Here is a 23,402-nt window from a genome sequence, read left to right on the forward strand (position 1 = left end):
ACTTTGCTCTAAAGCGATTCTCCGGACTTTTAATATGTATATAGCTGTTTAATGACGTCTCCCCGTAGTTAATTTCACTCACTTCCTGTCTCATTGTATTGAGAGCTATACTCGGTCTGCCTTGACCTTCATCTCGAAAATTCCATTCGGGTCTGGCTTGGCATGAATGTCCGTTGCAATCCGAACATAAAAATCAACACTCTCTTCCGGTTCCATTAATCCGTATGTCAGGTAATCAATCGGCAGAAATGGATCGGCCTGTCTGGATAATTGAACTTCAACTCCACTCGTCTGGAATTTCTTATCCATCTCGAGATAAACATGATCGACAGCATAACCGAGTTGATTTATCAACTTTACTTTTTTCGTCAATGTTGTTTGTCCCGCAATAATAACTTCGTAATCAAGTTGCTTCAGGATGCCGCCAAACGTATCCGAAAGGAAATCGCCAGATTCATCCATAAACATAAGTCCAGAGTAAGTTCCAACAAAACTAAATTCCCGGGAATCTACGGAACCCCAATAATCCTGGAACTCTACTTTTAACGTATTTTCCTTGCCAAAGAGGAACTTCCGTTCATCGATGTTGATCTCAATCTTAAATGGCGAAGGGAGTAAACGTGTAAACTCTCCACTAGCTGGATAATACGGTTGGCCGTTTAAAAACATACGATATTTGACCTTACCCTTGTCAGCATCATTTAATATCCCTTGAAGTTTATTACCTGAAAAAGTAAGATCTATGGTTGCTGTTGTATTCAAAAGTTGGAGCGCCATCTGCTGAACTTCCAATGTCTGACGCGGAGCATCTACAACCATCTTCACCTGATCCAAAGCATAGCTGTTTTCATAATGCTCACTGTTATCTAAATAATACGCAACCCGGGTTAGCCCTGTCAGATCTTGTTCAGGAATCGTGTTTAACGTTTCAACACTCATGCCTTTTCTTTTGAACAATGTCGTGTTCTGGATGTCCAGAGTTACCCACTTATCAAAACGATACGTTTTCCACGTCAGCCCAGAGTCAAACGAAGCAGCCAGTTTTAAAGTTCCTGCGGTGCGACTGTCAACGATTTTAGAAGCAACCAGCTTTTTTAAATCTCCGTACAACACCAGATCGGTTGGTTGCACAATAATCTGCTCTAACGGCAGCGCATCATAAGTTAATGACATATCTCGGGTACCAGCAATAACCTCTTCATCATTAGTCCATGTCACCACGTCAAAATCTCCCTCAAGTTCATCCAATGGGGAGTAGTTTGCTGTAATATTCAATGCTGCCGATGTTTTCGTTGGATCGTCGGTGTAATAGAGCACATCCACAGTATCACCTAACTCGTCGTAGAGTGTGAACGGTTCGGTTTCGATTGTGATTGTGGATTCCGTTTGGTTTGGATCATCTGTGAATTCAATGATTTTAATCTCTTTGTCTTCCCACTCTTCCGCGAGTGTGAAAGGTTTGGTTTCTATGTTGAAGGATACCTCTGTTGTATCTGGATCGTCTGTGTAATAACATAATTCAACCTCTCCTTCAAGTTGTGACCATGCGGATTCGGGAATAATAGAAATGTCGTCCATTCCGTATGTGAGATAATCCTGTTCTGTTTGAATGGGCGATGTAATGTTTGTCCATTGATTGTTCGAATAATATTTATACTCATTTTTATTGAAAACAATTACTTTTCTTTTATATATAATTGAGAAAGTTTTCAACTCACCCAGAGAATCTATATCTAGAGCATCTAAATCAATTGATGATGATCCGAAACTAATTTCAACATAATGTTCTCTATTTTCTAGATTAGATTTCTCATAAACTAGTGTTTGAAATTGTACATTTCCATTCTGAGTATAAGTTTCTTCAATTCCATCAATTTTTATTTTTGCAATACCACGGGCAGGATCTCTATAACCTAATATTCTTATCTTATTTCCAGTAAAATTGAATAACATCTTTGCATTTACATCAGCAGTGTAAATATTAGTTCCATTAAAATAGGATGCATTGGTTGCTGTTAGCCAATTTCCATTGAATTTGATCAAGTTGTTTTGACCATCAAATCTTTTCCATCCACTTTCTGGAGCTATCAATGCCTGTCCTATTGTTGCCATTCTCTCAACGCTCCTTCCTAAATTCTAAATAAAACAATCATTTCACATAATTAAGTGATTGATGCTTTTTTGATTGGTATATTGTTTTTGTCTATTTTTTGCTTGAATACTTTTCCTGATCCTAATAATGTTGATGTGCTTTTTATTATTTGCTTCTTATGTCTTAAGGTATTAACATCGATAGCAAAATTTTTAGACATTCCATGATTAACATATACACTTTCTAAACTAGAAGGAAGTAGTTTAATTCCATCATCAATGACAGACAGAATTTCATCTTCTGATGAAATCAAGAATTTATTGTATGGAAGTTTAATGTCAACGGCATCGACAGATAGAAGTAAAGTTGAGCTTGTAGCATCATTCTTAGTTACTGTTACAGTGTGAAAGCCGGGATTCAGATTTAATTTTTCATAGACAACTGACTGATTGGGGTCATTTGCAAGCGAAAAATTAACAGTCTGCGACACTCCATCTATCATCACTGTGGCATTTTTTGTTCTATTGCTCGAACGTTGGTCTATGATTCTAAATGCCCTTCCATAGAAAGAAAAGGAGAATGAAGCCCCTTGCGTTTGAGTGTAATGACCAATGCCATTATAGTAGTTGACATGGCTGGCAGTCAGCCATGAACCAGCTTTCGTTATACTGTTGTCGCCACCATCGAATCGAATCCAACCGTTTTCAGGTTGTAATAGAACGTCACCAATTGTCATTTGCACATCTCCTTTCACAAAACAAATTGAACACACCTTATAGATGTGTCCCTCATAAATTTAACCAAGCGTAATTTTATCTGCTCGGCGTTTTGACATATCAATTGTGTGCTCAAAGGTTTTACCTGAACCCAGTATGGTATTATTTTTTTTTATTTTCTTCTTAACATTCACAATTTGGTTGAAGGCATTTACTTCATCTGCACCTTTATTCACATAGTCCAACTCAGTCACACTACCCATCTCAATGATATAAGAAGGTTTCATTTCAAACATTTCAAGTTCATATACACAAGGAAGAGTTGAGCCCGAACTTAATGCAGTTATATAAAGCCTATAGTGTGTGTAAGCTTTCTTATTTGGAATAATATAATTTAATATGCCACTAGATCCACCCACTATTGAATGAAGGGTGTCGTAATTTATACCATCGTTACTGCCCTGAAATTCATAATTGCGTGGATAGTACGTGGTATTCGTAATGTATAACCTATACTTAACTATAACTTTTGGCTTGTGAAACTTGTAACCTATCCATTTGGGCATAGTAGTAGGAAGAGCATTTCCTCCCCAATTTGTATTTAATCCACCATCAAATGCTTCCCATCCGAAAGTTGCATTGCCATTAGGTGAATTGCTAACAAGAACTTCGCCTTCTGGTGTTGTGTTACTCGTCATTCTAGGAATGGATGTAGTTTCTTGAATTCCATCATTTAATACAGTGTAATATTTGTCTCCAGATGAAAGTATCATCTTATTATAAGGATTTCTAAATTCGCCTATTGAATCGATTTCAATAGAGTCGATTGCAAGAATTTTCCCAGTCTCCGTTGAAGGTATAGAAATCTCTACATAATGATACCCTAAACTTAAATCTGTAATTTCAAAAACTATAACTTGATCTAACACACTTGTACGATAACCACTGTATTCTTTATTTAGTCCATCTATTGAAATCCTGTTTTTTGTTGATCTATTTGTATTTGGACTATCATAAATACGTAGTTTTGTCCCATAAAACCAAAAACCTATCTTACCAAAAGTACTAGTCGAAGTTAGAGTACTTCCCCACCATCCTGCAAATGTATAATTAGTATTCCATACACCTGTAAAAGTAACGTTAGGCATGTCTTTTATAATATCGTATCGTGACCATCCTGTTTCTGGAGATTTGGATACTCCCCAGAGTAAATATCCATCAAAATCAATATCAATAGCGTCAAAAATAAATAATGCGGTGTCCACCGTTTTTATTTGTACTATGTGCATACCCTCTGTTAGTCCTGAAATATCAAATACTAAAGCTTGTGTCATTCCACCACTAGTAGAAGTCTCATTAATTGTGCCGCGAAGTGTTCCATCAATAATTACTTGTGTTGTTGTTGTTCTGCCAGCCAACCTTGCACCTATAATTCTTAGCTTTGTGCCTTGAAAACTAAAATTAACAGTAGCTCCATTGGTTTGTGTATAGGTAGCTGACCCATTGTAATTGGAAGCTAAGGTTTCCGTTTGCCAAGTTCCTGTATAGGTGATTGAAGAATGTAGGTTGTCATACCTTCTCCAACCATCTTCTGGTGCTGGTAACCTTTCACCCAATGTTGCCATAAAAAGCATCTCCTTTTAAAAGAATCAAGAATCAAAAAGAAGTAGCGTATAATCTCTACTCCGCGTTTACATTTGTTATTTCAAAAAACTTCTTCAAATTAATACTCGATTTAAACAACTTACCTGAACCTAAGTTACCGGCGTCAGTCATTACTTGATTAAACCCCTTTGATTTTCTGTCAAGTACAGATAGACCATCCATTCCTTCATTAATGAAAGTACTTCCTGATGGTAAATTTTTCGATACGATACTCCATTCCCTATCTACATTTTTTGTTCTTTGAAATAGTTTAAGTTCTGCAATCGTAGTCCAAGTAGACCAACCATTATTTTCATAGATGTTTATTCTATAGTTTAGATAATCGGAAATGGTGTTTTCAGATATTTTGAAAGTTCGGGTTTCATTATTATTCCAAGCAGTAGAGTTAGTCACTGTGTTAAGAACAGTCCAATTGACTCCATCATTGGATCCTTCAAAAGCCCATCTTTTTGGCGCTGATTCCCTTGCCTCCTGGGAATCTGTACTGTTCCTTGATGTTATTGAATATTGGTAAATACTAATTGGAAAAGAAAATCTATACGCTAACCATCCAGAAACTATACCATTTGCAGTCGCCCAACAATCACTGAAATCAATCACTGTCTCATTAAATGCTTTCCAAGCATCATAAGTAGAATTAAAAATGCTACTAGCACTTGCTACACCTGATGGGGAATTGTTGTTGGTCATTTTAGACACTGCCGTTCGAGTAGAATATATATATGAAGTAACATCACGCAAAGTTTTGTATGATTCTCCATCTTGTTTAATTAGTGATCTATACATAGGAAGAATTACAATTTCCATTAGCGGTCTGAATCCTGATGAAGACGTACTACTAGAAACTGTATAACTTGTTTCATCGCTCTTAGTGTTACCTCTTACGATTCTAAAACTTGAACTCGAAGGCGTAGTGGTACTTGTCCATGAAGTCAATTTCCAATTCCACACATTAACATCTCCAGCAGCAATTGTTCTATTTAGTGTAGAATCAACAATATATTTGTCCCACTCATTGTTTTTATCTGAAGCATTAATACCACCTGTGAGTAGACGAATTGAGATAGCTGTCTCTTTAAGCCCTGATAGAAGAACAGGCACACCAACAACCATACCACTGGAATTAATCATATCCCAACTAATCAACTGAATATTTCGATCTGCTACTAGTAGCTTACGCTTATTCCAATCTTCAACCATAATAAAGTAAAAATCGCCATTTGGCGTTGCAGAACTCATGGGAGGAATTAGTTCAGAAGTTTGCTCTCCTAATCCACTAAAAACACCCACTGTATTTGCTGTTGAAGACTGATAATGACATCTAATGCGCTTACCAATTTCAAGTTCGGAAACATTGGTTACTTCATCTGGATGAAACAAACGACCATCTGAGTCGATATCTACAGCATCAACATCTAATCTCCAATCCCCATTCGTTCCACTGAGAAGTCTAACTTCATGAATTCCTAATGGAAGATTCAACTTTTCATACGTGAGTTGCTGTCTAAGAGCTGTTGATGTTCCCATTTTCGAGCTGAAATACTCAATGTTCCCGTCGATAATTACTGATATATTATCAGCAAAATTATTGCCTGTACTTGATATAAACCTTAATTTGGTTCCATAAAATTTAAACCTAATCTCATTGTCACCTTTTCCTTGAGCGGAATAGTGATGCGTAGAATTATATAGGCCTGATACCCCTGTTTGATATATCCAATTTTCTCCAAGATAGACAAAAGCACTGTGACCATCATCGTATCTTCTCCACCCTGGTTCTGGAGCAGTCAATTGCTGTCCAACTTGAGCTAGTAAATATCCCTTATCATCAATATCTATGGCATCAATTCCCCAATTTCCTGCTATTACTGAATCCAACTTGACAGTGTGAGGGGTGTTAGTAAGTCCCGTTTTTTCATAAACTACCATCTGTCTTATATCTGTTGCATTATACGGATTATAGGTTTCTACATTTCCATCTATAGATACCCTAACTTCTTTAGTTTGAGTAGGTGTCGTTCCAGCAATTAACCGCAATTTCGTCCCTATAAACGTAAATTCTAAACTCGCACCAACGGTAGATGTACCGGTCCAGTAATGGAGTGTACCATTATAATCTGTTGTACTATTGCTAACCGAAGTGACCGATCCGCCCCATATCAACGCAGGATGCATATCGTCAAATCTATACCATCCTGCTTCTGGGATTGTTAAAGCATACCTAGTCAAATATCCTGTTTCGTCGATATCAATTGCATCTAATGTGAAATTAATACGATTATGTCCTGTTGCAATAGACACCGTATGAACGCCAAGGGTCAGTCCAATTTTCTCGTAAACTATAGCTTGCTGAAGACTAGATGTACCTGCTGCACGAAAGGCACTGTATGTCTCTGTTACACCATCTATCGTAATAGCGTTATCAGAATGCCTATCTGAATAGAAGTCAGAGATAATTCTAAGTTTTGTTCCAAAAAAGGAAAATGTAACATAATTATTATCAACGGCTCGGCTAGTTACTCTTATACTTCCACCATAGTAAGCTGTGTTTGTTGGGGATGGAGTAGTCCAAGTTCCTATATACTTTAAACCAGGATGTGTGTCATCATATCGTCTCCACCCTGCTTCTGGTTCTTTGATTTGATCTCCTACTGTCGCCATCATTACACCTCTTTATATTCAAATACTGGACGAAAACCTACTGCCGTATTAGAGTAACTGGAAATTGTGCTCCATAACCTATCTTTGCTGTTTGTTGTATTTTCAGAACGAACAGTTCTACCGCCCGTGGTCCAACCTCCGGGGATAGTTCCTGATAGCGGTATTGTGGTTTCTTTGCACCAAGTCATGCATCTTAAATTCCAAACATCATTTAATGATTTACCAGTAAAAATCATATTTATTGGGAAATTAACCACATACTTTTCCCACTCGTTAATCGGGGGCCAAGCCCCGTATTCTGTATTAGTTGAAGTCAAGATTTTATTTCCGTTTACATCTGCATATGCAACTCCACCACTCAAACAACGAACAGCACCCGAAACCCCACTTATTGTATGTGGCGAGCCTTCAACAAATTTATTGGAGTTCAACCAATCCCACGTCACCGTATGGCTTACAACTCGATCCGCTATCAATAGTCCTTTATCTACCTTGATCGCATACCAAAAGTACTTGGCTGGCATACTTCCTAATGGGTGTCCCGTTACCGCAATCTCCGTATAACCACTTGTATTTCCTCCAAAAATATATCCAGTGATTGTACTATCGTATTTCCAGACAATATAATCACCGATCTTCATATCCTCCAAACGTTCTCTCAACTGCCCGGTCGTTGCAGGAACTGCCATCGAATCACCCCTTTCCTACTCTGATTTGATCCATCTTTTTGAATTTCGTCTTTTCAACCTTTTGAGAATACACTGCACCCACCGAAGTGACCGCTGTCTGATCCATCTTTAATAAGTACTTAGTTTTTAACCGAAGCACACCGGATTGACTTTCTATGTAAGGATCACTATACTTGCCCTTTTCCATGAAACTGTCTATGTAAAAGGTCGATTCCTGTCTCCCAGCAAATATCTCAATTTTCACCTTGGCATATTTCGCCTGAGCTTTGGGAACAGCAGACTGCTCCTGCACTTCCTCATATTCCGTCCATTGAAATCCATCATCCGAAGTACTCCAATAGATTTGATATTCCGAACCAGCCGAGCTGTTCATCTTTGAAGCTACGCCTTTAAAAGAAGCAAATTTATCCCGAATCAGAATAGGATTAGATTCCCACGAACCGGAGGAAGCATAAATCACATTGCCTTCCACATCTTGTCCCTGCTCCGTGAGTCTTAACTTCTGATCCTGGAAAATCGTATTGTTATACGTACCAATAGACAAATCGATGTCTAACCCAATCTCCTCAATAGCCATCCGCGTGTACCTCCTGTCTTGTCGAGAATTTCATCACTAGCGAAGATCCCAGTTGATCATTCCTGCGTGGTTAGCTTTCAACGGAGCAACAACTCGATCTATGATCAATCCATTTTTACGAATCACCAACTGACCTGGCAGGTCCATATTCGAAGAGATTTTAATTTGAAAGAATGCACCTTCATTTATGGGTAAAGAGCACACACATTGAAAGCTAATGTTCGCATCGTGCAGATCCATTGTTTTTTTATAGCCAAAATTAAAACACTCAATCGCATTTCTGAAAGCTCCCGATGATTGCCCGCCTGCCAGTCCTCTCATACTTGCTTCGGAAGATCCATTTTTATACTGGATAATATCGTTGTAGACAAAGGTTCTTCCCGTTAACGGATACTCTTGCCCGTGCGACTCATAAGCAATCGAATAACGATCCATATTAATATGGAAAACTCCATTGGCAACGTTGTAATATGCCTGCGAGCCTTGACCGATAACACCGAAATATACCAGCTTCTCTTTTTGGATATCGTAAAAGTTCGCTGGGCGCTGTGTCTGGAAATCATATTCGCTTAAATACGTTCCATCGTAATAATCAGCAATCCAAACGTAAGCTTGTGGCACCGGGGAACGAGCATACTGTTTCTGACCTAAGATCACAGATTCACCTCCTTGAATACGTTATAAAAACAGAAAGAGACAGGCCGAATAGCCCGTCCCTTTCATTTTTCTAATCTCCTAACCTTACACGTAACGATATGAAATACGTTTCTTGAATTCCTGTCTACCACTGCGAGCATTTAATGGAACCTCACATTGAATGGAAAGCGTCACATAGTTGCCTGCCGCATCTTGCGGTTGACCATTATTATTCACTCCCAAAATCTCTTTCGCTCCCGGTACGAGTGGTGTGGCATACGGTGTACCCGAATGATCTAATGTTGTTTTCCCTGTCGTTCCAATCGGTTTGGAAAAGTCCTTACCTACGCGAGAGCTCTCTTCGTCCAGATCATTTTCCCCAAGGGAGTCCACCTGCACATGGAACCAGTTATTTTTTACAGCTTCAATATCGAATTCTTCCGTATTCCCGTTACCTCCTTTCATGTCTCGTGTAGTAAATGTGCAATCCTCCATTTTGGATACATCTGTGGCTCCACCTTTATTGTTCCAAACATTAAAAATACGAATTTCACTTTTGCTATCGGCATCAATAACTCCGTAATCAAACGGTTCTATAATCTCATTGCTATGTGTTGCATCCATCCAAGTAACAATCGGTTGTGTCATAATCATCATTCTCCTTTAAAGTTATGTTCTAATGGTTAATTGAATTGTAAGGTGCTGCAAACCAAGCCCGGCTTTATTAATCTGCACTCTAAATAGATCTCCTGCTGCAACCTGTTTGGTTGTAAATGAAGCCTTTTTGTCATCGGCGTGCGATAACGCATTAAAATGAATTGGCTTATCCATAATATCCACCCAGTGAATCAGATCCCTGGATTTCTCTATGACGATTTCCGTCTCCGTTTCTCCATAAACACCACAAAAAGCCCTCACATCCAGAATCTCACCCTGGAATGGGAAAGGCGCCACTACACCGATGGCCTCCTGAAAGACATAGGATTCCTTACAAAAGACCACAACGCGGTCCTGGACTTCCAATGGAATCTCATTTAACTTCAGATGTTCGGCTACACTCATCAAACCATCTCGATATGGATTTACAACTTGCAAATTCTGGCCGAACACATCGATCTTAATCCAGTTGTTTCCATCATATCGGTATCGCATGCCATCCTTATACGTCTGAACGGTCCACCCCACTTCCGGGAACGGATACGTATCTCTTAATTCGCGATAATCAGCCACCGGGCTCTTATAAACTAATCGTGTTGTTTGGTAAGCATTAGTAGCTCGGCCAGCTGCTTCCAGCGCCTGATCCGCGGCCTCATTAGCTTCGTCTGTAGCCCGTTTGGCCAAGACTGTTTGTTGAACAGAGTGGCGCACAACTTCCTCTAATCGTTCCATCGCAATCTGTGTCTCATCTAGCTTGCGCTGAGACTCTTCTATGAAGTCCTGTAATGTTTTGACTACATCCGGATTTCGCTTGATCATCGCATAGATTCGGGAAGCTGGGTACATGATGAGTCCCCTGCCTTTATAACGACATAGGTGGACTCTTCCTTCCTGGGAAGCATGGAACTGGATTGTGCCCATTCCGTAGTGAACCAGAAATTCATTCTCGTTCAGCTTTTGTTTCTTTTCAAAAACTTGTTGATCAACTTCAACTAAATTACTAATCGTCACTTTATCCGTTAAAGAAGGGATCTCAAGTAACGTAATCAGACCATTGATAACAGGCAACGAGTCTGTTCGATCCACAAACGGGTCTTCTACGCTTCCTTTACGAGCAATTATCGTAAGCGGATCATGATATTGCATATATGTATGCAGATTCGACAATACCTCACCTCCTTTCGATTACATTCAGTTGGTAAATACGTTACTGCTGCCAGTTGTAATTCTCGCCGATGTTCCCAAAGATGAAAGAGCTGCTGAATTTATGCTTCCGAGAGCTCTACCACCCGCAAATACGGTTGAACTGCCTGATGTCACTCTGCCCTGTCCACTGCCTGATCTTGAAGGACTTATGTTAACATATCGAGTGGAACCATTGCTTGTTGGTACAGCAGGGTTAGCCTCCCACGTATCGGGAACCAGGTCATTTAGACATGCAATCGCTCGCCCGTTCACATAAACGTTTGAAGCAGATACCACTCCTGACGGTGATACAACGGCATTAGTACTCCCACTGCCTGCTGATACCCATACTCCACCGCCCCAGCTCAAGCACGCGCCTGTTTCTTCGTCCCTGTTACTGCAAAAACGTTCAACCCAACGTTCAATGTCATATGTGACATGACCACTCTTAGTTGTCTGGCTTACACTCGAACCGTTATACGCTACTCCTGTCATATCTAACACCTACTGTAATAACTTGAATTGGTATCTGAACTGAATTCCGGCATCTCCACGAATACGCAAAATATTTTTCCCCACAGACAACTGGAGGAATTGATCGTTAAAATCCTTATATCTATATGTGACCGGAAGTGATGTCTCGATGTGCTGTCGATCGTTATCCACATACACTTCTTCATCATGTACCAGATTTTTGAAATGGAACTCTTCACCGTGTCGTGTCTGATTTATGATACGGATTTCACCATTTCCTTGTTTGTGAATCCAAATCTCCGGCTTACAGATCTGGTCACCTTTATTGTATAAAACGAGAACCGGCTCAAATGTAAATGTGATTTCTTGCAATTTGGGCGGTTTGTTCAAATCCGCAGCAGTCAATAATACACGGTACATCAGATAAGGATGATCTACAGCCGTATCTTCATTCATTCCAGGGACAGGGCCATCATTATGGCAAGTTTCCCAATTGGTCCATTCCATTTCATCTACCGAATAACGGGTCTGAATGACGATCTGGGAGTTTGCCGTGACATCCTCCGTTACCCAATGTACATGACTTAACACGCCTCCTGATTCAATAGGAATCTGTATCGAGTCAGAAACATATTGCCCTTTTTGATGCGTTATTGCTAGCCAATTTGCCATATAAATGCACCTACTCTATCTTTCCAAACGGACGGAACCAGACCGCAGCACCGATCTCTTTCCATTTTGCAATGCGGTGACTTGCCCAAACGGCGTTTTTATCATATGTTGTCGTCCCATCCGTAATAGCCCACACAGGTTCTTGATCCCCGGATTCTCCGGCCTGAATGCACAAATAATACCTCCCGTTATCGACAGAAGGTAGAATCATATCGTTTTTCTGATAATACGTGCTTGCAGCCCACCCGTTGGTTGCACGAAGATCTTCAAATTCAATGCCTTCTGAAATAGGAAAAACAGGTTCACGGTAACCCGAATATCCGGATTGCACACAGCGATATACATGGCCGTTGTCCACTGTTGGCACAATGTAATCCCCATTTTGATAAGACTGTACACTTTTCCATTTCGGTGCAGCTTTACCTGTGCGAGTGTTCACCCAGCCATAATAGCTGCCATATACACAATTCCCATTACGAATCATTACATTTTGCTTGTAATCACCTTGGGTTGGAATTTCGGTTGCGAAGTCATCTGCGTTTTGATCCAATTTCTCAAAATTTTCACCCAGATCACGAATCGTATTTTCTATCTCATCCGTGAATGCAGGCAGTTTTAATTGCAGCTTGCTTGTATATGTTGACATGTTATCTCTCCTTTCTGAGTTCATCTCAAATCAACCCATTGGGTATGTTCAGGGTAGTCACTCCACTTGGGTTTAACCGTGCTCAACGTCAAATGACCTTCCGCATTCACAAGGATAGGTTTCGACCCCGTTCCGGCATCAAAATTAGGTTTATGTACATAATCCTGCCCTTTCCATTCATATCTGCGGGTTGTCATTACAGGAGAGTAAGCATAAGGCGAATCACACCTGAAGGTTAACGAGATGTATCCTTGTCTTAACCCGTTGTGTATAAGTGTGGCCTCATCAACAGCAAGAGCATAGAAAATCTTCTCAGGATTGACCCCTTCTTCGGTCGTAAACGATAATTCCTGATAATAATCATGCTGCGTCAGCCATCTTGCCACTTCTCTGATTTTGTCTTCATCCCAGCTTTCTTCAAATGCAAACGAAACTGAGAACTGCAAGGGCTCAACCTCTGTTCTTATAAAATAGGGCCGGTCCCTTCCTTTGACTTTTTCCTCCACAATACTCCGGGAAGGGGCAAAACTTTCTTCCAGCATACCGCTGTTCAGATTGACGTTCACAATGCCAAAATCCACAGATTTTCGACCTGCATAGGAAAAGTACAGTGCATCCCGAATCGTGATAGTAATCACCTCCTTTCCATGGATTTTTCTCATACGGGCCTAGTTCAGATCTATGCGTTGACCGTTCAGTTTAACATTACGACTCGCTTTGATCTCAATATCTCCATCACTCTTCATATGGATCGTTGAACCTGCTTCCGTTTTGAAAATAATCTCTTTGCCGCTTAGCTCAATAGGCGCGGATTCAGACTCTACAATGACTTTGTCATCTGTAAATTTAAGGTTCCTGCCTCGTCCCGTAGACTGCGCGGTATATAACAATTCGAGCGATCCATTCGGCTTGGTGATTAGTGCTTTGCCGTATGCTCTTGCGTCACCCTCCCCCATGCTAATTATAGGATAGGCCGCCTGTCCGTCTCCCTCGAAATAAAGCTTCATCTTGGTCTTGTCCGTCATGCCATACACCATTACTGGCCAACTCGTTGTATCCGTCGTCATTTCACCTGACTGAGTTGCATTTCGCCAATACAGCTTCCGCCCATCCGATAATGCTTTATGGGTTCCGGTTCCGCTTTGAGCCATACTTGTGAGAAATGATAGTTCTTTCCCTTCAATCTTGATGTAATTAGACCATCCTTGCACAGCCGAACGTGTTAACGTCGAAACTTTGCCCGAAACGATGGAACTTATAAAACCATCTTCTGCCGTAACCATCTTGGCCGCTATCAATTCTGCATCAATCGCACCTGCCCCCACAATATCCCATTGATTCATGAAAATTTTACGTTGTTCTGAATCAATCAATAATGTGTTCTGGTTATCTGTAATTTTAAGTTTTTTGAATTTTGCCGTACCATCCATGCCGATGGATGCAACAGCATCCTCAAACTCTTCTGCGCCAGCCCAGAATCCTTTTAACGGGAACATTTTCATTACACCCGTTCCATCTCGCAAGGTAAGTGAAGAACCCTCGATCTCACCATCCTTGAACATGGAGTTTTTAATCTCGGCAGCATCAGCAAACAATTTATTCATCCAGACATTACCGTAATAATCGGCATGGAAAGGCGCTCTCTCCCATACACTTGAGCCAAGAGCTAATCCCTTTTTATCGATGGTAAAGACCTGGTCATCCACACCCGCTTTGATAAATAAATCACCATCTAGCGAAGTACCAAACGTTTTATCAGCTACTCCGTTACGAAAACGTTCAATAACAAATCCTTCATCAGCGGTCATGGAAACCCGGTTAACCTTGGTTGTATCATTACAGTCGGAAGAGGCATACCGATTCAGATAAAATCCAAAGCGATCTGGCTGATCTGAAAGTAACCCAAGCTTAACGACTTCCCTTCCACACCGATCATCAATCATGAGTCTGGACCCTTCAATCGTAAATACACCCGTTGTATCACCGATGACTACTCGTTGCCCCAGAATAATTTTGCCCAGAACCATCTCTGCAATAAGTCCATCTGCTGTGATCGCCGTTTCATATCTCAATCCTCCTGAGCGTGTTAGCCCAAGTGCACCATTAGTCAGACGTAGAAACCGTAGCGGATCATCAGGGTCTGTAATGGTGATTCCCTTGTTGTTAATATCCACCGTGTTATTGACGGACATATTAATTTCATTCGTCACCTTATTCCAGAAGCGATCGAATAGCTTACTCATATCGGATGAATCTACTACAGCCTTGCCCCATTTGGTTTTATTCGTATCCACGACGATTGACGTGTTTTTGGTTTCGTTCAAAAATTTCTCTATTCGGGTAGACTCATCATTTACATTTTTGATGTTGGATAACGTCAGTTTGATCGATGAAGATTCATAGTCATATTGAATTTCACTGATACGTGCAGTCACACTCATACCTATGGAATCATATTTCACATTAACAAAATCGCCGAGATTGAGCTTATCCCAGTTGAACTGTTCCTCTACAATCTCCAGAAAGTTAACGACGTCTATATCTACGGATAGTTGTGGAATTTGTAATTCCTTGAATTTTTCCAATGCAGCGTCGTACAAATCCTTCTCATCGATATATGTATCCTCGTTAAATTCACGTTCAATGACGAAGTAGTTGAGCTCCTGCAACTGCTCTGAGGTAAAATTGTTTTCTGCCGCCAATTGAACCTGGAGCTGTGTAATCTGTTTTTTGACATCATCAATTTTTCCATTAAGGCTGGTGATTTCAAGCTCTTTCAATGAAATTTGGTTCTTCTTCTGATCCAGACTGTAACGCTCCACAATAGCTGCTTCATTCGAAGATGTCTGGTACTCATCCAGATTGATTGAATTGACTTGAATAAAACAATTCGCTGTTCCTCCGTCTAAACTTACATGGATGGAACTTGTTCCTCGATACTTGCCCAGCACAGTCCACTTCCCGGATACCGCGCTAACACCTGCTCCATTCACGGAAAGATTTACTCCAGCAGCGGGTTCAAGTTTGATCATAACTGCATACGCAAAATCAGCATTTACCTGAAAGATTCGAGATGTGGTACCCGAGTGAGTATACTTTTCAAAAAACATTTTATCTGCGAACTGTTGGGACAGCGTTACTTCCTCCAATACTGCCTCATCATTTTGTAGCTTGTTCAGATCCACTTGTAATGGAATTAACTCTTTCTCGTAAATCTCCAGTTGGTTCAGATATTGATTAAACTTCTCCCTGTTTGCATCCACCAATGCATTGTAATCCAGTAGCGCATGACATAACGAATCGGACATCCATAGACTGGAGGAAGTCACCTTACGGGAAGCATCCCGTTCAAATGGGTATAACCAATATCCATAATTCTCAATGTAGTTCTGTCCTGTAGGATTCACCTTTTGAATGCCTAATCCATCTCTACCTGTTGCATACAATCTCGTGACCATTTCTTCGGCGCTCGTCTCTCGGTTCATGCTTTTTAACAGCTTCCCATACCCTACGGTCAATCCCCGATTAATTCCGGTTAGTTCAGGTTTGGTCATGCTGATCAGTCTCTGGTCTGTATCCAAATGAACGATAGCATTATATGTCTCTGCTACTGAAAATACGGCCTCAAGCACGCTATTAGACGAGAAATCAAATGTCCTGTAGCTTAATTTAAAGTCAGCATCCAGAACATCGAGATTCCAAAGCGTATTCGCCAATAGCTCTGTGAGTACCTGCTCTGCATGATATGACTCTGCCAAATAACGATTGATACGCTTGTCCGCCAGTTCTCTAGCCAGAGAGTAACAACGCACATTTAACATGTCAGAATCACCAAGATCATCTTCAAGACTGTTGATGGTGAACCATTCAATATGCGCTCCTTGCACCATTTTAATCAAGTAACGTTCTTTGATTAATTCTACGTTTTTGTTTTTATGCAACACATGGGCTATATCCACGTGATACGGTAATGAGAAGGTCAATTCACTAATATCATTCAAGCGAATACTGAGCGAATCATGGCAGATCTCACTTAGTTTACTAATGATCTCCCGATTCGGTTTGGCCAAGAAATACTGGGGCTGCATAGGCTTTTTCATATAATCTATAATACCTGGCAATGTCTCCACTCCTTTCTCCATATGAAAAAGGAAGAGCTCACGCTCTTCCTCTAAATGGTTCTCAACTTGAGTTTATTGTTTAATGCTTCTTCAAATTTCCCCAGCAAGCTCATACCCGACTCCTGATCCTTAGCCACAATCTCCACTTTATCAATCTGGATGCGATTATCCGTTGTTCCAGCAACATCGTTTTGTGAAAATTTCAACGCACCGAAATCAAATCCGGTTTTGATTCGATCTGTAATTCCGCGAACAACATCTACAATCTTTAACAGATTGGAGGTATCGGATTGGTTTAGAATGAGTTCTTTCTCATGAGCAAGCAGGAATTTCGCGCCCGTAAATGCTGGGGTCAAGCCGCCCGTATCTGCAGAGAAAATTTTAAGCTTAAGCAGCTCCGCATAGCTGTTATCGGGAAATTGATACTTATCCCTGTACTTTTGGTTCTCCTCTTGCAGCTTTTTAAACTCCTTCTCCAGTTGCTGATACTTATAGGAGTCCTTATTATATAAGCCCATCTCTTTTCTGATGTTCTCGGCTTTACTTTTATTATCTAAATAATAAGTCCAGTCCCTTCGCGCCTCCGTCGTGCCCTTGATTTTAAAATCTTCCAATGAACCGCTGCTTGCACTGCCTGAAGATGTCTGTGACACTGAATCGGAAGACGAATAGTCGCCCGCTTTAAATTTAGCGAGTGCCTTCTCAGGCTCTGCGAATTTATAGATCAAATTTTCCATTTCCACAGAAGTTTCAAAAACATGTTGTCGAATGCCATCAAATAACGTTTTATACGCTTCTCCGATTGTATTCAAACTGGCATTGACCACCGCAACATCATTACTCATCAAATTTTGTTTTAATTGATAGAAGCTCTTCTCATTTTCCAGAATATCTTTGTAGTGACGTTCCGTTTTCTTTTTCTTATCATCTAATTTATCTATTTCATCTTTATTGAGCTTATCTTCTTCTTCTTTTAATTGATCATTGTAGTTTTTGCGATCTTCGAGCTGATCCTGTAATCCCTGCTTGACCATTTCTCGCGAACGATCCCGTTCATATTTGGCAATCTCTTCATCAACCGCTGTGAGTTGTTCCGTCAGGTCTTTGCGTTTCGCTTTGGCCTCCATGGAGTTGTCCAATGACAGCACGTTGAGTTTGTCCACAATTTTCTGACGTTCATTCTTTTTCTTGGTCAGCTCTTCTGCGTAATCCGTAGAGGAATTTTCACGATCGAGAGCCTTCAAGCGAGCGTTGATGTATGTTTCGAATTTCTTCTGCTCTTCGTCCAGGTTTTTGTTTCGTTCTTCATGACGCTTGTCTTCTGCTTTCCGTTGTTCATCAATCGCATCCAAGGCAAGATCACGCTGCTGCTCAATGACCTTTTTATAGTCTTCAATGATTTTGTCAGCCGCATTTTCACGTAAAGATTTTAATTTCTCTTGTACGTCATTTATGGCTGAGTTGTTGTCTAGAAGGGCAACGTTCAAGTCTTTCAGTATATTTGTATATTTTACGGTTTGATCCGCGTTTAGTTTACCACCTGCAAGCAATTTTTCTACAAATGTGATCTCTGCTTGGGTAATACGGTTCTTTTCTTGCAGAATAGGAACCTGACTTGACAGTTCTTTATTATACTCTGACGAACCTTCGGTCATCGTTCTTAATTTTGAATTCGAAAGAGAAACGAGGTGATCCTGTTGCGAAAGTTTATCTGTATAACTTCCGATATAGGAGTCGAACACTTTCTCTCTCTTGGCATAAATCTGAGATTCATCCTCTACATTCTTCGATTCCAATTCTGCAATTTGTTTGTTATAGCTCTCTGACGTTATTTTCTTGTCTTGAAGTAACTGTTTAATCTTAGCAATCTCTTGCTCTCTTAATTTAATCTGTTGCTCAACATAACTAATCTGTGATTGTTCTTCTTTGCGCCATTCTTCAGAGTTCACATGAAGCATCGATTGCCTGCTAGCAGATTTAGAGATTTTAGTCTGTACTTTATCAATTTGTAATTCATAATATTCGGCCCACGAATCGATTAGCTTGTATCGGTTATCGAGTTGAAGATCTGCGATCTCTTTAACTTCTTTCTTCTTTTCTTCTGCCGCTTTATTTAGTTCTTCTGATGTTGCTGGAACAACCACAGACGTACCGCCTGAACTTTTGGAAGTTGACGATGGAGGATTAGTAGATTTGATTCCTGATATAGAATTATAATTTGCAATGACCTTGGGTACGTAATTCTTCGTTTCTTTGATGGGTATATTGTTGATTTCTCCATTTTCCACCCATTTATTCACTCTATTAGGACCTGCATTATATGCTGCCAAAGCATGTTTAACATTTCCTTTGAATCTGACTAACTGATCTGAGAAGTATTGTGTTCCTCCCTTAATATTCTGCTCAGGATCAAGGCTGTTTTTTACTCCCAATCCTTTCGCTGTATCAGGCATCAGCTGCATTAGTCCCACTGCTCCTGCTGGTGACTTAGCACTCGGGTTAAATCCACTTTCTGTTTGTATAATTGCCGCGATCATATTAGGGTCAACGTTATACTGCTGGGCATACTTGTTAATAAAGTTCGCATATTTGCCAGTGTAACTTTTAGTAGAGCTTGGTATATAATCCAATGGAGTAGGGGTCTCATCTTCGGATTGCTTTGATGTTTTTATTTTAGTAGAAACGAGTTTCTCTGGATTATCGATACCTTTTTGCAGAAGGTTTTTCTTCTGTTCTAGTAGAGAGTTTTCCTCCATTAAAGATTTTCGGTATGCAGCCGAACTGGTCTCCATATGTTTCTGTCTATTGTGCAGATCATCCAAAGATTTATCTACACCTTGAATCTTTTTCTGAAGTTCGGTTAAAACTTCTGTCGTTTCTGTGTATGTATTATTAGCTTGTTTGATTGAATTTGTAGCCTTGTCTGCGGAATTCGCAGATTTTTCATTTCCTATACCTAATAAGTCTACTGAACCAATCAAATTTTTCATATATATACTATAATCAGAAATAGAATCCATATATTCATAATAAGGAGCTATAAGTTTTTGAATGTCCTTCTCTGACTGATTTAGAACTGCTTGATTCTCTATCCCCTTTCCTGTAAAGTCTTCAACTTCAACTTCTGCAGCCAGTTTTAGTCTCACCTCAGCTTTCGCTGCATTTAGTCCTGCCAGTGTCGAAAGAGCTTCAATTTCAATACCCCAAGCCTTCAATTTACTCACAAGTGTTTGATTGTTATTGTTCAGTTCCTGCTGTGCAAGTAATCCTAATGTTTTCACATAATCCACTTTGGTTTTCTTTAAACTTTCCAAAGCATTTTTTTCAATGGTATATCCATCTTTAGTTCGCTGAACATGTTTTGCAAGTTCAGGGTATTTCTGAATTAAAGCATTCATCTCTTCTGCGGAAAGAGACTGACCTTTTGATAAGTTGTTTATAACCGAGTTCAATTTCCCAATTTCCGAAGTGATATTACTAACTTCGCCGTTAAATTTACTCAGATCACCGTTAAACTGTATTGACTCTTCTAATGGTGCCACGTCTATTTCGGCAATAGCTTGGTTAACTTTATTTAATGTATCTATGGTCAAATTACCAACGTTAGGCAACTGCTGTAGAAAGTTCAATGCTTCTTCGGGGGTTTTGAAATCCTTTTCTTGCAGAGCATTAAAAATCTCTTCTGCATTGTCCTTAATTTCTACAGCTGTAGCTTCGCTTTGTGCAGCCATTTCAACATAAATATCTACAAATTTTCGAGTTGAGTCTTTAACAGTTGTTCCTTCAGCTTCTTGTTGATTGATATAATCTTGATAAGCCCCTTTAATTGCATCAGCTTTAACAGTGATATCTTTTTGAAACTCTTGATTCAATTGAGCAAGCTCATTTTTCAATGTTTCGTACCGCTTGCTATGAACTCCTAAATCAAATACTGTTTGCTTATAATCATCATTATCGTAATTACCAGGCCCCATTCGATCGTATTCATCTTTTTTCTTCGATAGCACGATGTAAGCTGACTGGGAAGTCTTTTGTTCGTCCTCTTTCATTGTTATCTCTGTTTTTTTAGCTTTAATTCTATCCTCTATTTGAACCGATTCCATATTATAGGCCATCTCGGCTGATAATCTATCGGCTTTAGCTTCCGTCTCGAGTTGCTCTACTTTCCTCTTAATCGCTTCCGTATTCTCGCTAAGAGATTTAGTCTGACCGTCTAGCGATTGGGTTGTTATTCCATATCTCGAAGACAGCTCACTTTCAATCTGTGCAAGTCGTGTTTTTTCTTCAAAGTTAAGAGAAGCTTGGTTTGAAAGTTGCTCGTACTCAGCCGACAAGGCTTTTAACCCATTTAGATCATACACCTTCTGGTTCAGCGCTTCAGTTTTATCCGAAAAATCCTCGGTTGCTTGGGTAGTACTAGAAAACATCCCCATGACAAACTCTAATCCAGTCCCAATCAAGGCAAAAACAAGTCCAACTCCCGTACTAGCGAGTAAGGCTTTGAACGAATTCTTTAATATCGTCACACTCATACTTAAAGCATTTGTTCCCGCACTTGCAGCAACCGCTGCCGCAGGAATTCCCATGATGCTGAGAACTGCCCTAGTCACTTCAGCTGTCAAAATACGTAAAGAAGCACTCAACAAACCTACAGCTATGCCCGCTACTCCAAAGCCTACAAAACCATTACCCAATTTAGACATCCAGTTTAATAGTCCCGTCACAAGTGAGGTGATCGTGATGAGGGTGTCAGACACCAAGGCATTGCCTAAAGCAAGGGTGAGCCCCTCCCATGCAGTCTGCATATTTTGGATTCGTGCCCCAAGTGAACCCATATAGATCTCGTTGTCCTTCATAGCTGCACCTTGCGAATGCAGAGCCGATTCGGATGCATTCAGGGAAGTTCCCCAATTTTGCATCAACGCGGTAAATGTCGCTGTCTGATCTTGTCCGGCTAAACCCAGGGCTGTATTTTGCTGTTGCGCCTTGGTCAGCTGATTCCATTTTCCAGCCAATTCATCCAGCAATGTTGTTACATCTTTATCTGCTTTGGAGATCCCAACGGATTCTAATATCCCTTTAGATTGTTCGTCTGAACCCAGCTTGGTGTATATCGACTTCAATCCTCGCCCAACAACGTCACCACTTTCGCGAGTGATGCTGCTGATTGCTGCCGTATTGCCAAGCAGTTCCTCTATGGAAACCCCGAATGATTTCGCGGCTGCACCAGCTGATGTTAAAGATAAGGCCAGATCTTTGCTGGATACACCGTAAATTCCGCTAACTTCTTTGAGCTTATCTGCAATGCTCATACTTTTATCTGCTTCGATATTAAAAGAAGCCATAGCCAAACTCAGTGTGTTCACCGATTCAGCCGGTGTAAGGCTGGATATATTTTGAAGCACACTGGCTGCTTTCCCTAAACTTAATGTGTCTGCCTGATCAAATCCTTGATTGGCAAAGCCAATTAAGTTGCCGTTCACTTCAGACATACTACGCCCTGTGGATTGAGCAATAAGGTTACTGCCAGCCAGCATCCGCTCTTCGTTAAACGAACTTCCTATCGATCGTTCTAATTGATTCATCTGACCATCCATACTTATAATGGACTGAATTGCTTTTCGCAGAACATCCATAGGCTGAATTAATGAAGTGACATTGCTCATCCATCCCCCAGCCATAGCCGAAGCGCTCTTCATAACCTCCCCTAGGGTCTTGATTTCTCCTCCTGCTCCGGCAGATGATTGGGTGGTCGCTTTAAGCCGCTCGTTAATTAGGGCCAAGTTTTCTGCGGTTGCTTTGTATCCCACAGTTGACATAGAGGAATTCAGCAGTAACAGATCACTTCTTAACGTGTTTAAACCATTCGATACCTTCCCGTTTAAGTTATATTTTTGGGAAGCTTGATTGATCCTTGCTTCTGTTTTCGCAATCGCATTTTGCAAATCTTCATTCATTTTAGTGTTCTGTTGTAACGCTTGCCGATGAGCATCGTCTTTGGCAGCATTTTTAAGGGCTGTTTGTTGTTCCAACGCTCTTCGTGTAGATTGCTCTTCACTAAGCGTCGCTTCACGTTGTTGATTCTCTAGATTCTTTTGATTCAGAGCACGCCGTTGTCCCGCCGCATATTCCATCACTTTATCGTAATTTTTCACTTGACCAGAAGTGTTCGTGTTTACCGTAAGGAGTTGTCCTAATTCATCTTTATACGTTTTGGTATATCCTGTAATTACGCCTGCATGATTTTTAATTGCTTTATCTTTTGTTAAGGTGTAGCCTGCCAACTCTTGTTCCAAACGTTTAATGGATACCCGTTGTTTCTCATACGCCGCTGTCTCAGCTGCTGTCATATTGCGCAGGCGCTCCTGATTGATTTGCATACGCTTATACTCATCCAAGCTACTCTGCATAAGCATCTTATTCTCAATCATCGTATGGTTTAATCGGTTCATGCCATCCGCATACGAACTAATCCCCTGCAAAAAACTCGGATCAAAGTCTACTTTCACTTTGAGTGAATTCATTTTACTGGCAATTTCCCGGAGAGCCTTGTTCAAATCGGTAATCATTTGATTGGTCGCTATGTTTAATTCCACATCACTAGACATTTA

General features: G+C 40.4%; 15 protein-coding genes. All 15 read right to left on the reverse strand.

The features are described 5' to 3' along the window. Nucleotides 1-105: 105 nt before the first annotated feature. A complete protein-coding gene (locus J2T16_RS08715; RefSeq protein WP_499018142.1) occupies nucleotides 106-2,112 on the reverse strand; it encodes a hypothetical protein in 2,007 nt (668 codons plus the stop codon). Nucleotides 2,113-2,162: 50 nt separating this feature from the next. Next, on the reverse strand, nucleotides 2,163-2,828 hold the full coding sequence (locus J2T16_RS08720; RefSeq protein WP_499018143.1) for a hypothetical protein: 666 nt from the start codon (nucleotides 2,826-2,828) through the stop codon (nucleotides 2,163-2,165). A 60-nt stretch (nucleotides 2,829-2,888) separates the two neighbouring features. Next, nucleotides 2,889-4,433, reverse strand: coding sequence for a discoidin domain-containing protein (locus J2T16_RS08725; protein ID WP_499018144.1), 1,545 nt, complete (start codon nucleotides 4,431-4,433; stop codon nucleotides 2,889-2,891). A 55-nt stretch (nucleotides 4,434-4,488) separates the two neighbouring features. Then, nucleotides 4,489-7,134 (reverse strand): discoidin domain-containing protein, encoded by a 2,646-nt coding sequence (locus tag J2T16_RS08730; protein WP_499018145.1) that lies wholly within the window; start codon nucleotides 7,132-7,134, stop codon nucleotides 4,489-4,491. A gap of 2 nt (nucleotides 7,135-7,136) precedes the next feature. Then, the gene (locus J2T16_RS08735; RefSeq protein WP_499018146.1) at nucleotides 7,137-7,823 is read right to left on the reverse strand and encodes a hypothetical protein; all 687 of its coding nucleotides are present in this window, start codon (nucleotides 7,821-7,823) and stop codon (nucleotides 7,137-7,139) included. 4 nt (nucleotides 7,824-7,827) lie between these two features. Next, complete coding sequence (locus J2T16_RS08740; RefSeq protein WP_499018147.1) at nucleotides 7,828-8,400, reverse strand: hypothetical protein; 573 nt, start codon at nucleotides 8,398-8,400, stop codon at nucleotides 7,828-7,830. A 36-nt stretch (nucleotides 8,401-8,436) separates the two neighbouring features. Further along, a complete protein-coding gene (locus J2T16_RS08745) occupies nucleotides 8,437-9,057 on the reverse strand; it encodes a hypothetical protein (protein WP_244159306.1) in 621 nt (206 codons plus the stop codon). Nucleotides 9,058-9,141: 84 nt separating this feature from the next. Next, nucleotides 9,142-9,684, reverse strand: a complete 543-nt coding sequence (locus J2T16_RS08750; protein WP_499018148.1) for a hypothetical protein — start codon at nucleotides 9,682-9,684, stop codon at nucleotides 9,142-9,144. Between the two features lie 21 nt (nucleotides 9,685-9,705). Further along, nucleotides 9,706-10,860, reverse strand: coding sequence for a hypothetical protein (locus tag J2T16_RS08755; protein ID WP_499018150.1), 1,155 nt, complete (start codon nucleotides 10,858-10,860; stop codon nucleotides 9,706-9,708). A gap of 24 nt (nucleotides 10,861-10,884) precedes the next feature. Further along, complete coding sequence (locus tag J2T16_RS08760; protein ID WP_139168889.1) at nucleotides 10,885-11,373, reverse strand: PAAR domain-containing protein; 489 nt, start codon at nucleotides 11,371-11,373, stop codon at nucleotides 10,885-10,887. Nucleotides 11,374-11,382: 9 nt separating this feature from the next. Further along, nucleotides 11,383-12,024: a hypothetical protein gene (locus tag J2T16_RS08765; protein ID WP_336122215.1), complete on the reverse strand. Its 642-nt coding sequence runs from the start codon at nucleotides 12,022-12,024 to the stop codon at nucleotides 11,383-11,385. Nucleotides 12,025-12,034: 10 nt separating this feature from the next. Next, entirely contained in the window at nucleotides 12,035-12,670 is a 636-nt protein-coding gene (locus J2T16_RS08770) for a hypothetical protein (protein WP_499018151.1), read from the reverse strand. Nucleotides 12,671-12,690: 20 nt separating this feature from the next. After that, complete coding sequence (locus J2T16_RS08775) at nucleotides 12,691-13,308, reverse strand: distal tail protein Dit (protein ID WP_499018152.1); 618 nt, start codon at nucleotides 13,306-13,308, stop codon at nucleotides 12,691-12,693. 30 nt (nucleotides 13,309-13,338) lie between these two features. Beyond that, nucleotides 13,339-16,812 carry a phage tail spike protein gene (locus tag J2T16_RS08780; RefSeq protein WP_499018153.1) on the reverse strand — a complete coding sequence of 1,158 codons (3,474 nt, stop codon included), beginning with the start codon at nucleotides 16,810-16,812 and terminating at the stop codon, nucleotides 13,339-13,341. Nucleotides 16,813-16,841: 29 nt separating this feature from the next. Continuing rightward, nucleotides 16,842-23,399: a phage tail tape measure protein gene (locus J2T16_RS08785; protein ID WP_499018154.1), complete on the reverse strand. Its 6,558-nt coding sequence runs from the start codon at nucleotides 23,397-23,399 to the stop codon at nucleotides 16,842-16,844. Nucleotides 23,400-23,402: the final 3 nt, after the last annotated feature.

It is taken from the genome of Paenibacillus intestini, assembly GCF_030803945.1.
GTDB lineage: Bacteria > Bacillota > Bacilli > Paenibacillales > Paenibacillaceae > Paenibacillus > Paenibacillus polysaccharolyticus.